General features: G+C 64.1%; 15 protein-coding genes. 4 read left to right on the top strand and 11 right to left on the bottom strand.

Going from position 1 to position 14,461, the window contains the following annotated elements; all coding sequences use genetic code 11:
- The first annotated feature begins 159 nt into the window (after positions 1-159).
- Both OIU93_RS02170 and OIU93_RS02165 read left to right on the top strand, forming a co-directional pair.
- Entirely contained in the window at positions 160-1,707 is a 1,548-nt protein-coding gene (locus OIU93_RS02170; protein WP_264268406.1) for a sodium/proline symporter, read from the top strand.
- Positions 1,704-2,198: a hypothetical protein gene (locus OIU93_RS02165; RefSeq protein ID WP_264268405.1), complete on the top strand. Its 495-nt coding sequence runs from the start codon at positions 1,704-1,706 to the stop codon at positions 2,196-2,198. The genes OIU93_RS02170 and OIU93_RS02165 overlap by 4 nt, the downstream gene beginning before the upstream one ends.
- 84 nt (positions 2,199-2,282) lie before the next feature.
- Here the strand turns inward: OIU93_RS02165 and glsA are convergent, their stop codons facing one another.
- The 6 genes from glsA to OIU93_RS02135 form a co-directional block, all read right to left on the bottom strand.
- Entirely contained in the window at positions 2,283-4,070 is a 1,788-nt protein-coding gene (gene glsA / locus OIU93_RS02160; RefSeq protein WP_264268404.1) for a glutaminase A, read from the bottom strand.
- A 5-nt stretch (positions 4,071-4,075) separates the two neighbouring features.
- A complete protein-coding gene (locus OIU93_RS02155) occupies positions 4,076-4,759 on the bottom strand; it encodes an SGNH/GDSL hydrolase family protein (RefSeq protein ID WP_264268403.1) in 684 nt (227 codons plus the stop codon).
- Positions 4,760-4,952: 193 nt separating this feature from the next.
- Positions 4,953-5,249: a hypothetical protein gene (locus OIU93_RS02150; RefSeq protein ID WP_264268402.1), complete on the bottom strand. Its 297-nt coding sequence runs from the start codon at positions 5,247-5,249 to the stop codon at positions 4,953-4,955.
- Positions 5,250-5,277: 28 nt separating this feature from the next.
- Positions 5,278-5,886, bottom strand: a complete 609-nt coding sequence (locus tag OIU93_RS02145) for a DUF3105 domain-containing protein (protein ID WP_264268401.1) — start codon at positions 5,884-5,886, stop codon at positions 5,278-5,280.
- A 13-nt stretch (positions 5,887-5,899) separates the two neighbouring features.
- On the bottom strand, positions 5,900-6,544 hold the full coding sequence (locus OIU93_RS02140) for a DUF305 domain-containing protein (RefSeq protein ID WP_264268400.1): 645 nt from the start codon (positions 6,542-6,544) through the stop codon (positions 5,900-5,902).
- Between the two features lie 71 nt (positions 6,545-6,615).
- On the bottom strand, positions 6,616-6,948 hold the full coding sequence (locus OIU93_RS02135; protein ID WP_264268399.1) for a hypothetical protein: 333 nt from the start codon (positions 6,946-6,948) through the stop codon (positions 6,616-6,618).
- 151 nt (positions 6,949-7,099) lie between these two features.
- Here OIU93_RS02135 and OIU93_RS02130 point away from each other — a divergent pair, with 151 nt between their 5' ends.
- Positions 7,100-7,831, top strand: a complete 732-nt coding sequence (locus OIU93_RS02130) for a M50 family metallopeptidase (protein WP_264268398.1) — start codon at positions 7,100-7,102, stop codon at positions 7,829-7,831.
- A 471-nt stretch (positions 7,832-8,302) separates the two neighbouring features.
- Positions 8,303-9,793 carry a TIGR01777 family oxidoreductase gene (locus OIU93_RS02125; RefSeq protein WP_264268397.1) on the top strand — a complete coding sequence of 497 codons (1,491 nt, stop codon included), beginning with the start codon at positions 8,303-8,305 and terminating at the stop codon, positions 9,791-9,793.
- Between the two features lie 10 nt (positions 9,794-9,803).
- Here OIU93_RS02125 and OIU93_RS02120 read toward each other — a convergent pair whose 3' ends face one another.
- From OIU93_RS02120 to OIU93_RS02100, 5 genes are all read right to left on the bottom strand, one after another.
- Positions 9,804-10,916: a YihY/virulence factor BrkB family protein gene (locus OIU93_RS02120; protein ID WP_264268396.1), complete on the bottom strand. Its 1,113-nt coding sequence runs from the start codon at positions 10,914-10,916 to the stop codon at positions 9,804-9,806.
- Between the two features lie 55 nt (positions 10,917-10,971).
- A complete protein-coding gene (gene rarD, locus OIU93_RS02115; RefSeq protein WP_264268395.1) occupies positions 10,972-11,841 on the bottom strand; it encodes an EamA family transporter RarD in 870 nt (289 codons plus the stop codon).
- A gap of 72 nt (positions 11,842-11,913) precedes the next feature.
- On the bottom strand, positions 11,914-12,732 hold the full coding sequence (gene phnE / locus OIU93_RS02110) for a phosphonate ABC transporter, permease protein PhnE (RefSeq protein ID WP_264268394.1): 819 nt from the start codon (positions 12,730-12,732) through the stop codon (positions 11,914-11,916).
- The gene (locus tag OIU93_RS02105) at positions 12,729-13,538 is read right to left on the bottom strand and encodes a phosphonate ABC transporter ATP-binding protein (protein WP_264268393.1); all 810 of its coding nucleotides are present in this window, start codon (positions 13,536-13,538) and stop codon (positions 12,729-12,731) included. Before OIU93_RS02105 ends, phnE begins: the two co-directional genes overlap by 4 nt.
- Positions 13,538-14,452, bottom strand: a complete 915-nt coding sequence (locus OIU93_RS02100) for a phosphate/phosphite/phosphonate ABC transporter substrate-binding protein (protein ID WP_264268392.1) — start codon at positions 14,450-14,452, stop codon at positions 13,538-13,540. The genes OIU93_RS02105 and OIU93_RS02100 overlap by 1 nt, the downstream gene beginning before the upstream one ends.
- Positions 14,453-14,461 lie beyond the last annotated feature (9 nt).

Here is a 14,461-nt window from a genome sequence, read left to right as displayed (position 1 = left end):
TTGGTGTCGCTGCAAGACGAAAAGGATGTGGCGCAGTGTTTGGATTACCAGCATTTACGACCGCGGTGATCTTGGGGGTACCGGCCTTCTGGGTCTTGTATACCGTGGGCTTCATGTGGCTTTCCAGGGGCTGGAAGGCCGAGGACGTGGAGGTGGACCTTGAAAATTGAGTTGGTGTTCCTGGTTGTCTATTTCTTGGCCATGGCCGGCATCGGAGTATGGGTCATGCGTCGGAGTAGCGCAGGAGCTGAGGAATACCTGTTGGGTGGACGCAGCCTGGGCCCGGGTGTCACTGCCCTGCGCCTGCAAAGTTCCTCCATGTCCGGATACATGTTCATGGGCGCCGGTTCGTTGGGCTACTCGCAGGGCTACTTCGGCATGTGGTACGCCTTGGGCGACCTCGGCGGCGGCGTGCTGAATCTCTCCGTGCTGGGCCGGCGCATGCGCAAGCTCTCGCAGATCCTGGGGTCGATCACCTCGATCGAGTACCTTGAGCACCGCTACCCCTCCAAGTGGACCCGTGCCATCGCAGCACCCATTGCGTTGTTCTGCATCTTCTTCTACGTCTTGGCCCAGTTCATTGCCGGCGGGCGCGGCCTGGAAATGGTCTCGGGTGTCTCCTATCCCGTCGCATTGGCGGTGGCCATTGGCGTCATCGTGCTTTACACCTTCCTCGGCGGCTACCTTGCGGTGGCTTACACCGACTTCGTCCAGGCCATCATCATGCTCATCGGAATGATGTGGATCCTGATCGGCACTCTCAATGCTGTTGGCGGGTTCACCGCCGGCAACAAGGGCATCGGCGAAATCGATCCCACGATGTTGACCATGTGGGGCAAGGGCCTGGCTTTCGAAGGGCAATGGGGCATCATCCTTGGTGCCCTGCTGATCTTCTCGATTGGATACATGGGCTGGCCGCACGTGGTGGTAAGTCACATGGCGATGAAGCGTCCAAGCGTTGCCCGCCGTGCCGGCGCATACTCGCTGCTCTTCAACCTGGCGTTCATCCCCGGCCCGTATCTGGTCGGCATGTTCGCCCTGCTGCTTGTCCCGACCTTGGCGAACAAGGAAATGGCTGTCTTTGCCGTGGCCGAGGCCGTGCTCCCGTCCTTCGCCGTCGGCATCGTGATGGCCGCGATCATGGCGGCGATCATGTCGACCGCCGACGCGTTGCTGCTGCAGGCCGGCACGATCGCCAGCCAGGACCTTTATGCCCGCTTCGTCAACCGGAAGATGAATGACGGGCAGATGGTCTGGGTTTCACGAATCATCGTGCTGCTGCTGGCCGTGATCGGCTACGTCATTGCCGCTTTCGACCCGCCAGCAGTGGCGGAGATCGTGATCTTCTCCACGACTGTGCTGGGCAGTGCCTTCGTCCCCGCCTACATCTGCGCCGTCTGGTGGAAGAAGGCCAACACTGTTGGTGCGATCTCCTCGATGCTCGCCGGCACCGTGACGGCCGTGGGCTGGGAAATTGCGGGCATGGCGGCCGACACCGGGTTGGACCCGATGGTCGTGGGCATCGTGTGCTCAACCGTTGCAATGATGGTCGGATCCCTGGCCACGCAAACCAGCAGCCCTGTACCGGAAGCGATCGCGCGTGCGCTGGACGAGACGGCCAAGCTTGGCCCGATCCCCACCTCCCTGATGCTGGGTCAGGACCAGACCTTGGCCGCGCAGGCCGAGATCGCCGGGCGCAGCCAGTGACCGAGATGGAGTTCCCCGCTCTGTTGACCCGGGAACAGGCCTCCGCCTCGGTGCGGGCTAAAGCGGCCACTTTCGAGGTCGACTCGGCAACACTTTCGTACCACCCGTTTGCCGGGTTCGTTCACGCGATGGCACTTCCACGCACGAAGATGGAATCCAGGATCCACACCCTAGTGGACCGACTGACCGGCAAGACTTTCATTACCGATCCGTGGCCGGAGCTCCGGCGTAGCGGGGCCGGCAGCGACCGAGTCGAGGACCCGTTGTGGAACAGCATCACCTTCGAGGACGCCAGGTTGCGTTCGCGGCGCCTGGTGGCCACCGCCTCGCTGCGAAAGATGAAGTTGGGCCACAACTCGAAGATCCGGGAAATCCAGAGCCACGAGAAAATTTGGAAGCCGAATTGGTTGTTGGCCGGGAGGTTGGGTGGCCAGGAGTTGAAGGTCCTGGTCGATGGAATGAATGGCGGCTACTACGTCGTGGGTTGCTGACGGATGGCTGAATAGTTAGATAGATAACAAGGAAAGGCGGGTTCCGTATCCGTCCCGGGAGGGCCTTTCGCGGACCTGAAACCGTCAGTGCAGCGGGAAGTTCGAGTCCTTGATGTTCGCCTCGACCCGGGTGTAGGCATCGCGGGCGACGGCCTTCCAGAAGCGCAAGGCAGTTCCCGGGTCATCGGCCTCCAGCGTGGCGATCGACGCGGCCGAGAGCACCTTTAGGTGCAGCCTGCCCACGGCCGTGACGCGGGTGGTTTGTTCGCCCTCACCGCCCAGGGCGATCTCGCCGAAGGTCATGCCCGCCGAAAGCGTCGCGTGCCGCACCGGCTTGCCGTTTTGCAGGGTCGAGGTGACCACCTTGCCCTTGAGGATGAAGTAGACGCCACCGAATTCCTGGCCGGGCCGGCGAATAATGCGTCCGTCCTCGATCCGGGATTCCTCCATCAGGGATTCGAGCAGGTCGATGTCCACGGCGTCCAGCGGCGCCAGCGCAGCGAAGTCGCAGACCGAGACCTCGCTGGGCACCAGGTCGTCGCCCCCGTAGCGCTGCAGCAACGTGGTCTCTGCCCATTCCACCGCGTCATTGCGGCTGGGAAAGCAACGCAGCGACTCCAGCGGCTCGAAGATTTTTTCCTGGACCAACACCATGGTGCGGCCCTCCGCCTCCAGTTCCCGGCCGAGCTGGTGGATCATCTCCACCGCAATGCGATCGATGTCGTCGACCCGGCGCAGATCCAGGATCACCAGTTCCACGGAAGGATCCAGTTCGCTGACTTCGCGCACCATGGACTCGGTGCCGGCGAAGAGCAAGTCGCCGGCCAGCTCCACGATGTGCGCCCGTTCCCCGTACTCGGCCAACAGCTTGCTGGCGGCATCGGTGTAGCGGGTGTAGGACGGGGCATCGGTGATGTCGAAGTGGTCGCGGATCACCGAGCGGCCCAGGCGGGCGGCGCGCACGAAGTGCATCCCCATGTCGGCGCTGATGCGTTCGCTGGCGGCGACCCCGCGCACGGAGGAACCGTGGAGGTCCAAGGCGGGGGAGTAGATGGCCAGTCCCACCTGGCCAGGAAGCACGGCAATCAGCCCGCCGCCGACTCCCGACTTGGCGGGCAGCCCCACGGCGGAGATCCATGCTCCGGCATCGTCATACATGCCGCAGGTTGTCATGACCGACAGGGTGCGCTGGACCGCTTCCTTGCTCATGACCTGAACCCCGGTGCGCGGCTGGGTGCCGCCATTGGCCAGCGTCGCTGCCATCATGGCCAAGTCCTGGGTGTTGACCATGACCGAGCAGGCGCGGAAGTAGTCCTCCAGCACCGGGCTTGGATCGGTCTCGATGATGTCGAAGGAACGCAGCAGGTAGGCCAGTGCGCGGTTGCGGTGTCCGGTGAGCGCCTCGGAGGCGAAGATGGAATCGCTTAATTCCAGGCGTCGCCCGGCGGCCGTCGAGAAGTGTTCCAGGATGCGCTCGAAGCGCGGGGCATCGGTGTTCCTGATCAGCGAAACCGTGGCAATGGCCCCGGCATTGATCATGGCGTTGGCCGGGCGCCCGCTGCCCCGAGCCAGCGAGATCTCGTTGAACGCGTCTCCGCTGGGTTCCACATCGATCTTCGTATCCACCGCGTCCAGCCCGATGTCGTCCAGCGCCAACGCGTAGGAGAACGGCTTGGAAATGGATTGGATGGAGAATTCCAGGTCGGCATCCCCGATCCGGTACACGTGGCCGTCGACGGTGGCCATGGCAATGGCGAACTTCGAGGGATCGGCGTCGGCCATCGCCGGGATGCCCTGGTAGGGGGTGCCTGCCGTGAGATCCAGAAGCTCTGCATGGAGGTCCGCGAGGTAGCTGTCGATGGGGGAGCGCATGACTCCTAGCCTAGGGGTTCGACGCCCGCCGTGTCCGCGATGGCCTGCATGGGCTTGGTGGTCAGGGCCTGTCCGATGGCAGCACCGAGGATCTTGGCGCCCTCGACATTGGGGTGCACCCCGTCGTCGCTGAGTCCCTCAATGAAGGTGTTCGCCTCGCTGCGCAATCCGGCCGACGCGTCCACGTATGTCCAGCCGCGCTCGCCGGCGAAGGTTTTCAGGAATTCGTTGTAGGCCACCGTTGCCGCAACGGCGTCGTCGCGGGGAGGAATGCTGCTCAGCAGAACCATGGGTGCCCGTACGATGCGGGCGATGCGCGCCAGGTTCTCTCCGATCATTGTGTGGCTGTTGCCGTGCGCGAGGTCGTTGGTGCCGGCCAGGATGACCAGGGAATCCGCGCTTCCGGCACGCAGGGCCACGGCCATGTCCCCGCTTTGGGCACCGCCCAGAGCCCAGCCGCCGGTCCATGCCAGGGTGGCGGGCGTCCCGGGTGTGTTGACGTACCTCACCCAGGAGGCTTCGCCGACGTGGCCGACGGCCACCTTGCGGCTTCCCGCTGCCGTGATCGAGTCCCCGGCGACCATGAAGGTGTTGTGGTTTACGCCGGCTGGAACAGCGAAGGCTTGCGGCAGCGGCTCATCTGCGCGCGGCATGCCGGACAGACCCAGCAGTCCCACGAAGACGGCCATGCATGCAAGTATCAAGAAGGGTTTGCGAGTTCCCAAGGTTTTGCCCCTTTCCTGCATTAATCGTAGTGGCCGCGTGTCCCCGATTCGGACTCGTTCCTGCAACGATTGCTTCCCGGGTAAGACAAATCACGGCGGCTTTCCGAACCAGGATTCGTCGGGAAAGCCGCCGTGAACGCGTTGGAACGCGGAGCGGTTACTTGCGCCGGCCGGCCACCAGCGATGCGAGAATCACTGCGGCGGTGACGGAATTGACGGCGGGCCAGGCGCCGATCTTCTTGGCCAGCGGATGGGATGCCCCGAATGCTGCAAGGTAGAGCCCAGCCAGGGCAGCTGCCCTCGGGGTTCCGGCGTTGGCTTTCCACAGAAGGAAGGCACCGGTTCCCGCTGCGGCCAGCACCGCGCCGCCCAGCGGGCGGTTCTTCGTGGTGCGGGCGGTGGCGAAGCCGCCGATGAGTCCGGTTCCGGCAATTGCCGAGGGCAGGAATGACATGGTTGGTGTTCTCCTTTTTCCTTCTAGCTTAGACGCCGATGCCGCCGGTGCACGGGGCGCCGGGCTCGAGGGTCTGCGGGCCCTGGCGGTATTTCGTGATGAAGGTCTTGATGCGCGGGTCGTCCGGGGAATCGACGCTGAGCTGTTCTCCCCAGGCCGTGAGCTTGATCTTCTCTCCCTGTTCCGGGAAGGGGCTCAGGATGAGGTAGGTCTTCTCTCCCACGGCTTCCTCCAAGGCCGTGACTTCCGCATCGCTGGCCCCGTCGTAGGTGATCCATACGGCGCCGTGTTCCATCGAATGAACAGCATTGTTTTCCGGGACCGGAGCCTCATAGATCCCACAATTGAGCCAGACTGGATTGTGGTCCCCGCCCACTCCGGGCTTCTGGTCGTAGGCGACCGTTGTATCGACGTGATTGGCCGAGGCCACCTCGTAGGTCTTGACTCCGTCAATGGGGGCGGCGGCGGCTGCGGTTGCGGCAGATTTTTCCTGGGCGGCACCGCTGAGTACCACGCTGGTGGGGATGACGATGGCCAGTGCGGCGGCCGCGATCAACGCCACTGTCAACAGCTTGGTTCGTTTTTCCTTGGCTTTTGCCTTGGCTAGGACCATTTGGGCTTCTGCGCGTTTGTTCATGGGAAGTCGTCCTTTAGCTCAGCTGTGAAAGCAGCTGGTTCAGGGCCGCTATTTCGGCCTCTTGGGTCTTGGTGATCTTGGTGGCGAAGGCGGCGACCATGGCGTTGTCGCCGCGTTGCAGGTAGGCCTCGGCCATTTCGACGCCGCCCTTGTGGTGGGCGATCATCAGAGTCAGGAACTGACGGTCGGCGGTCTCGCCCCGCGCGGCGGTGAGCTTTTGGATGTCGGCCTCGCTGGCCATGCCCATGGAGGCCATGGTCTGGGGTTCGCCGGGGGCGACGCTCCCGTGGCCGGCATGCGAGGCATCCTCGTTGAGGAGGTCGCTCATCCACGTCATGGATTCACCGGTTTGGGCCAGGCCCCAGGTCTCAAGCCAGGCAAACATCTGGCCCGATTGCTGCTGCTGGGTCAACGCAATGTCGTAGGCCATCGAGCGCACGGCAGGGTTGGTCGAATTTTCCCGAATGATCATGGAAAGCTGCACCGCTTGGTGGTGGTGCGTTTGCATGTCCCGGGAGAAGCCTGCCTCGGGGGAGGCCTCGGAGGGTAAATTGCTGCGCGGATTGGCGGATCCCAGGATCCAGCCGCCGGTGGCCATGGCCAGCATGAGTGCCACCACGGCGATGACCAGGGCGCGGGAAGTTTTCGGTTCGGACATAGTGGGTCCTCGGAACGAAGAAGGCGGTGCACCCGGAATCGGGCACGCGGACGGCAGGAGGAAGCCGTTTTCTACGTTCGGGAAATGGAGAGTTCGTGCAAATCCGGTGCCCGTGCCTGCTGCTGGTCCGACATGTGGCCATGTGTAGCCGGGCCTGCCGGCGCAGCGCCATAGGCTCCCGAGGTGTCGGGGCGCGGTGCAATCTGGGCGACGTTTAGCTGGGGGTCCACGATCGGTTCGCACAGGTGCTGGGTGGGCGAATCCGTCGGGCAATGCCATGTTCCGGCCGTCTGTGCCGTATTTGCTTGAATCGGGGACGCGGACCCCTTGGGATCGGAACCCAGGGATTGACCCAGAGGCAGCATCAAGGCCAGGGCAAGCAGCAGTCCGATGAATCGCTTCATGCACATGCCGCCCTTCAAGCCCGGTGAAAATTGTTAGTTGAGGAATCAACGGTATAAACGTCAGTTGTGCATTGGCTGTGAGACAGGTTGGGATACCATCCCCAACGCGGCTGGTGCAATCGGTGCGCGGGGCAAGACATAGGCTGGCTGAATGGAAATCATTGAGCGGTGGTGGCAAGCGGTGCTCGCGGGCTTCAACAGCAGCGATCCGTTGACACTGACCCCTTGGCCGTTGCTGGGCCTGGCTGCCTTGTGCGTGCTGCTGACCGTGCCGCGGGCAACCTGGCGGATTTTTGGGCTGTACGTGACATTCGTGCACGAACTGGGCCATGCTTTTGCTGCGTTGCTGACAGGAAGATTCATCCACGGATTGAAGATCCGGCTGGATCATTCGGGGGAATTGGCCAGTAGCGGCAAACCGGGATTCTCCGCGGTGTTCAGCGGCTTCTGGGGGTACCCGACACCTGCGGTGGTGGGCATGGCACTGGTCGCATCGACGTATTACGGCCATGCTTCCGCAGCACTTTCCATCGGCGCCCTCGTCCTGCTGGGTTCGCTGATCTTCCTGCGCAATTGGGCGGGCATCGCGGTGGCGCTTTGCTCTGCGCTGGCAGCCCAGCTGCTGGTGGTCTACACCCCCGTCAGGGCCATCGCCTGGGTAGTGCTTGGACTGGGCCTGATGCTCTTGGTCGGATCGGTGCGAGACCTGTTCAAGGTCATTGGCGTACACACCCGCCGGCGCGGATTGGTCGCCTCTTCGGACGCCTACATCCTTGCCACGCGAAGTTGGTTGCCGGCCTGGTTTTGGCTTTTTGGCTTCACCGTCGTGATTGGCGGCTCGGTGTTGATTGCGGGCTGGATGATCGCTTTGATGCTGCGCTAGCGTCGGGTCATTTTTCTCCCCATCGACCGAGGCGGTTGGACGGCATGGGTGGGCCGCGGGATGCGGAGCGTTAGTCTCACTGGCCACCCCGTACGGCAATGTCGATCATGCAGGCCGCGGTTTGGATGTTGCGCCCAGGACGGGCCACCGGCCGGCGGGCTGTCTGTGGATGAAATGCAACGCAAGTGCCCTCTGGATATCAGGTTCGTCCACCTCATAGGCCCTGGATATTTGTTCCAGCGTCCACCCGGCGGTGCGCAGCTCCATGAGGGTTGGATAGGCGGGCATGCCAATGCGCATGGTCACCGCTCCCTTCAGACTGGGTCGATAAGTACATTCAACAACACGACACAGACACTTTGGCCGGTGACAAAAGGCTGCGCCGCCCTCAAGGAATCTGCTGCGGGGCATAACTTTCGCCTAGTGTGGGTAGAAGGGGGAACCGCCGCGAGATAAGGGATGCACACAGCCATGGCAATCTTTGAATACACGACCCACCTGCCCTACCCGCGGGAAACGGTTTTCCGCTGGTTTGAGCGACCCGGCGCATTGCCCCGGCTTTCGGCTCCGTTTAGCGGTTCAATCAGGCAGGAACCGGACAAGGGAATTGCCGTGGGATCGCGGGCCGTCATGGATGTGGCGGCACCGGGGACACTGGGCACCGGCCTTGCCGCCGCCGTCGCCGCCGGGGCCCAGGCGCTGGGACTTCCCGGCCGGGTGCGCGCCGAAATCCCGTGGCATGCCAAGCACATTTCCCTCAACCCCGGGCACGATTTCACCGACATCATGGAGTCAGGGCCGCTGGCCCGCTGGGAACACCAGCACCTATTCACCGACGACGGCGACGGGCAGAACCGCGGCACCATGATGCGCGACGTCGTGGAGTACGAGCTCCCGCTCCTGGGCAGGCTTCCCCGGGGCCGCGCACACAAGATCGCCGAGCGGGCCTTCAAACACGAACTCATCCAGGTCTTCCGGTACCGGGAACGGATGCTCAGGGCGGACCTGGCCTTCCACACAAGTCATGACGCCAAGCCACTGACGATTGCCGTGGCCGGTGCCTCCGGCCTGATCGGCACCCAGCTTTGCGCCCTGCTGGGCGGTGGCGGGCACCGCGTCAAGCGACTGGTGCGCGACCGGCACGCGGCCACCGGCGAAGACACGATCTTCTGGGCGCCGGATCACGCGGTGCTCGACGCCGAGGAACTGCTCGATGTCGATGCCGTGGTGAACCTGGCAGGACACACCATTGGCGGAAGGTTCACTGCAAGTGCCAAGGAGGAAATCCGCTCCTCGCGCGTGCTGGGAACCGGTCTGCTGGCCCGCGCGTTGGCATCCCTCGCCAACGACGGGAAGCAGCGCAGCCTCATCGTGGCCTCGGGCATTGGCATTTATGGGGCGAATCCTCACGCCGCAGGGCGGGCTGTTCCGCTGGGGGAGGAAGCCGAACCCGGAAAGGATTTCCTCGCGGAGGTCTGCGCGGCCTGGGAAGACGCATGTTCGCCCGCTCGCGAGGCTGGAGTGCGCGTCGTCAATGTGCGTACCGGCCTGGTGCAGTCGCCGGCCACCGGTGTCCTGCAACGGATGCTGCCACTCTACGCCCTGGGCCTGGGAGGGCCCCTGGGATCGGAGGCCTGGCAGTCCTGGATCAGCATCGACGACGTGGTCGGCATCTATGCCCATGCGCTGTTGACCGATTCGCTGGTCGGACCCGTCAACGCGGTCGCTCCGCACCCGGTGCAGGCCAAGGATTATGCGCAGATCCTGGGCAAGGTTTTGCGCCGGCCCGCCCGCATACCGGTCCCCGCATTCGGGCCCAGGCTACTGCTGGGCAAGCAGGGTGCCGAGGAACTGGCGTTCGCCGACCAGCTCGTCTCCGGCCGCAAGGTCGAGGACAGCGGCTACCTGTTCAGGCATCCGGATCTGGAATCGGCTTTGCGTCACGTGTTGGGGCATTCCTAGCAGTGCGCCCTTAGCGGTCGGCACCGTGGCGTCTGCCCACCAGATATGCCCCGATGGTGCCGGCGGCCGCTGACAGCAGTCCCCAGGGCACTCTCGGACCTGGCAATTCGGCGCCGGGGTGCGCCTCCCCGCCCGCGCGAACCCGCAGGGCACGCGCCTCTTCATGGTCATCAAGCAGGGCCAATTGCGCCTTGGCGATTCCCGTGTCGTCGCGGGTTGGCAACGCCAGTTCATCCTCCACAGCCAGACCTGCGCGCAATTCCCGGACTCGTTCGACTTCGGCGTCAAGTTCGGAACCCAGCAGCAGCGAGATATTTGCCAGCCAGATCCACAACAGCAGAATGATCACGCCTCCCAGGGCGCCGTAGGCGCTTTGGTACTTGCTGAAGTTCACCACGTAGAAGAAGAATCCCGAGGTACTGATAGCCAGGATCACCAAGGCACCCAGGGACCCGGCACTGATCCAGCGAAACCTGGGCTGCCTGACGTTCGGGGTGAAATGGTAGAGCAGTGCGACCATGAGCACCGCAATCAGCACGAGCACCGGCCATTTGGCGATGTTCCACGCCAAGAGCGTCGCCTCGCCGAGGCCCAACACGGAGCCGATTCCCTCGGCCACGGGTCCCGAAAGGACCAGGATGGCAATGGCCACCACCGCCAGACACAGGATCACCAAGGTCAACAGGTACATCTGGGGCCGCAGCTTCCACAGGGGACGGCCTTCGGCGGTGGAATAGGTGCGGTTCAGGGCCCTGCCGAATGCGCCCACGTAGGCCGAGGCCGACCACAGGGCCACCAGCAAACCGGCAATCAACGTCCAGCCGGCCCCGGTCTGTTGCCCGAGCTGGATCAGCAGGGTTTCGGCGTTGGTGCCCATCTCGGAGGTGCTGATCTGGCTGATGGTCTGGACCATAAAATCCCTGGTCTCGGGTCCGCTGCTGATCAAGGAGAGCATCGAGAGCAATGCCAGTATCCCTGGAACCATTGAAAGCACCGAATAATAGGTCAGCGCGGCCGCAAGGTCAGTGGCCCCGTCCCGGGAAAACTCCCGTACCGTTCGCTTTATGGCATAGAGCCAGGAATCCCTGCGTAGTTCGAGTTCACTGCTCTGTGTCTGGTCCACTGGGGAATCCACCTGCTTCCGGCGAGGCTGGCATGGTCATTTCCCACCTTACTTCCTAGGTTCCCCTGCGCATGGAACGTGCGGACCGAAATCCGTCGGCGGCCAAGATGACCAGGGCCAGGACTATGGGTGCGTAGGTGAATGCGTCACGGAGAAAGAGATGCTCGCCCATGGCAACGGCGGCCACCAGGAGCAACACCGGTTCGACGTAGCTGAGCAACCCGAAAAGCGAAAGGGAAAGCATGGAGGCGGCACCCAGGTAGAGGAACATTGCCAAGGCACCCAACACCCCGATGGACAGCACTGGAACGATGGCCGCCTCGGGCCCGCGGACTCCGGTGAGGATGAAATAGACGGCCAGCGGCGTGAGGAACAGGATCTCGAGCGTGAAGGCGGCATTGGATTCAAAGCGCGCGGCTCGCCGTGCCGCAAAATACACGGGATACCCGAGGCAAATCAGCAAGGTGGGCCAGGCCAGGCCGCCGGCGAAGACCACTTGGTGGCCCACGCCGAGGACTGCCAGGGCGACGGCGATTTTCTGTCCCCGGGACAGCCGCTCGGCAAAGGCCGCCCGGCCCACCACCACCATGACCAGGGGGAGCAGGAAGTAGCCGAGCGACGTCGCCAAAGCGAACCCGTTCATGGGCGCATACATGAAGAGCCAGAGCTGGACGCCCACCAGCGAGCTGGCAACGGCTCCGTAAACCAGCAGGCCGGGTCTGGCCTTGATGCGCCCGAGCAAGGCAACCATTTGGACCCGGCGGCCCGGAACCAGCGCATAGAACGGGGCAACTATCAGCAGGGTCAGCACGATTCGCCACCCGTAGACCTCCGTGTGTCCGATGTCCTTCAGGGAACCGGAAATGAGGAAGATGGCTGCGAACAGTCCAGAGGCCGCCAGGGAGGCAAGAACGCCGCGATTCATCGATGACGCTCCGTAATTCGTATTCGACTTGGTATTTCAGTCTAGCGATCCAGCGTTCCGGGCTTGGCCCAGCTAGACTTCCAGCTTCCGCCTGATAAACGAGGAGAGCTGGTCGACAAGGATGATCAGCACCAGGACCACCACGATCTGGGTGGCCATCGCATCGAAGCGGAACGACTTGATGGACTGGTTGATCAGCAACCCGATGCCGCCGGCCCCGACCAGTCCCAAGACCAGCGAGGAACGGACGTTCACGTCGAAGCGGTACAGCAGCAATCCCACGAACTGGCCCAGTGCCATGGGCAGCGCGGCATGGGTGACCTGCTGGAACCGCGAGGCTCCGGCGGTTGCCAACGCCTGTTGGGGGCCGGAATCGGTTTCCTCCATAGACTCCGCCCACAGTTTTCCCATGACGCCGGTGTTGTGGCAGATCAACGCGAGCACGCCGGCAAAGGGGCCAAGTCCCACCGCGGTGACGAAGATCAGCGCGAAGACGATGTCCGGCACCGCCCGGAAGAAGGAGAGGACTGCGCGGGAGAGCTGGTAGACGAGCCGGTGCGGCGTGGTGGTCCGCGAGGCGAACACCGCCAGCAACAATGCCGTTGGGATGGAAAGGGTGGTGCCCAGCAACCCGATCCACAGGGTCACGGTGGTCGCCTTCAGTGCCGGGGCGAGGACCGATTCCCAGTCAAGGTCCGGCGGGAAGGCGTCGGCCAGGAACGAGGCCATGCCCTCGGCGCCCGTGACCAGTGCCGACACCTCGAAGTCGGTGCCGCGCAGCGCGAAAACGTGCAGGACGATGAACGCCGCGATGGCGGTGAGGATCGAGGTGATCCGCCACCCGGCGTTGGGGACCTTGGGGACTGAAAGGGAGGGGACCTGCGTGCTCATGCCGCTGCTCGATTCGGGGTGTAGAGGCGGGACTGCATGGAGGCGTCGAGTCCGGAGATGTCCCCGGAGTATTCGATGCGGCCGTTGACCAGTCCAATGACGTTGTCCGCGTGGCGCAGGGCCAGGTCCGGCTGGTGCAGGACCGTCGCGACCGCCAGGTTCTCCGCGTGGGCCAGTTCGGCCAGCAGGGCCATGACTTCCTCGGCGGCGCGCGGGTCGAGCGCGGAGACCGGCTCGTCGGCCAGCAGCACCGAGGCGCGCTGGCACAGGGCGCGGGCCACGGCCACGCGCTGGGCCTGACCGCCGGAGAGCCGGCCGGCCTTCTCGTGGGCGCGATCGGCCATGCCGACGCGGGCCAAGGCAGCCATGGCCTCTTCCTTCAGCTCGCGGGGGAAGAACATCGGGCTGACGGAGGCGGGGCCGCTGAGCCGGCCCAGGGCGCCGGCGCACACGTTCTCCAACGCCGTGCGCCGCGGGACCAAGTGGATCTTCTGGAAGACCATGGCCACCGAGGACCGTGCCCTGGCCAGTTCGGTGCCGCGCAGCGTGGACAGCTCTGTGCCGTCCAGCTTGATGGATCCGGCCTCGGGGGTTTCCAGGCCCATGATGCACTTGAGCGTGGTGGACTTGCCCGAGCCGTTGGCGCCCAGGAACGCCAGCATGGAGCCGCGGGCAAGGGTGAAATCGACCCCGTCCAGGACGGTGCGCCCGCTAAAGGACTTGGTCAGGTTCCTGACCTGCATGATCTCCTCGCCGGCCGGAACGGCGGGGTGCAAGGCGCGATGTGGCATCCGTAACGCGGTCATTAGATGTCCTTCTCGGTCAGGCCCATGGTCTCGGCCAGGTCAAACAGCGGGTTGTAGGTTTCCTTGGTGACCTCGATCAGGGGCCCGGCCGGGGTGACGTCAAGGAACTTGCCGACGGCCTCGATGTCCGCGGGCGCCAGGTTCAGCAGGGCGTCCTTGACCGCAGCCTTGAAAGCCGGGTCGGCGTCGGCGGAGACCGTGATGGGGTCGTTCGGGATGGCCTCGCTCTTCCAGACCTGGCGGAATCCGGCCGGATCGAAGTTGCCCGAATCTATGGCGCTGGCCAGGGTCTGCGAGTTGATCTGGGTCGCGTCGACGGTGCCCTTGGTCAGGGCCAACAATGCCTCGGGGTGCCCGCCGGCATAGTTCATGTTCAGCTCGTCCTCGGCGATGCCCGCCTTCTTCAAGCCAAAGCGGGGCAGCACATCCCCGCTGGTGGAGCCGACCGAGCCCAGGGCGAGGTCCTTGCCGCGCAAGTCATCGATGGCCTTGATCGCGGAATCCTTGGGAACCCAGATGCCGGCGGTGTAGGAGGAGAGCTTCCCGTCTGCGGTGCCGAAGGAAACCAGCGGCTCGGCGTTGGCCTTGGTGGAGGCGAAGACGAAGCCCATGGGACCGAACTGTCCGATGTCGAGTTTGCCGTTGCGCATCGAGAGCACCTGGGCCGCGTAGTCCTCGACCACCTGGACCTCGACCTTGCAGTCCAGTTCCTTGCCCAGGGCGGCGGCGAGCACCTTGTAGGCGGGTTCGAGCTTGGCCGGGTCCTCGAAGGGCTCGATGCCGAACTTCAGTTCGCCGGTGGGGCAGAACGACCCGGGGTCGGCCGAGGCAGGGGCCTCGGTGGAGGAGCAGCCTGCCAGGGCGAGGGCGGCGGCGGCGGCAAGGGACATGGCGAGGGTGCGTGGGATTTTCATGGTGCGACG

Origin of the sequence: Paeniglutamicibacter sp. ZC-3 (assembly GCF_025847175.2) — a bacterium.
In the GTDB taxonomy this organism is placed as follows: domain Bacteria; phylum Actinomycetota; class Actinomycetes; order Actinomycetales; family Micrococcaceae; genus Paeniglutamicibacter; species Paeniglutamicibacter sulfureus.
This window is presented reverse-complemented; position numbering and strand designations above follow the sequence as displayed.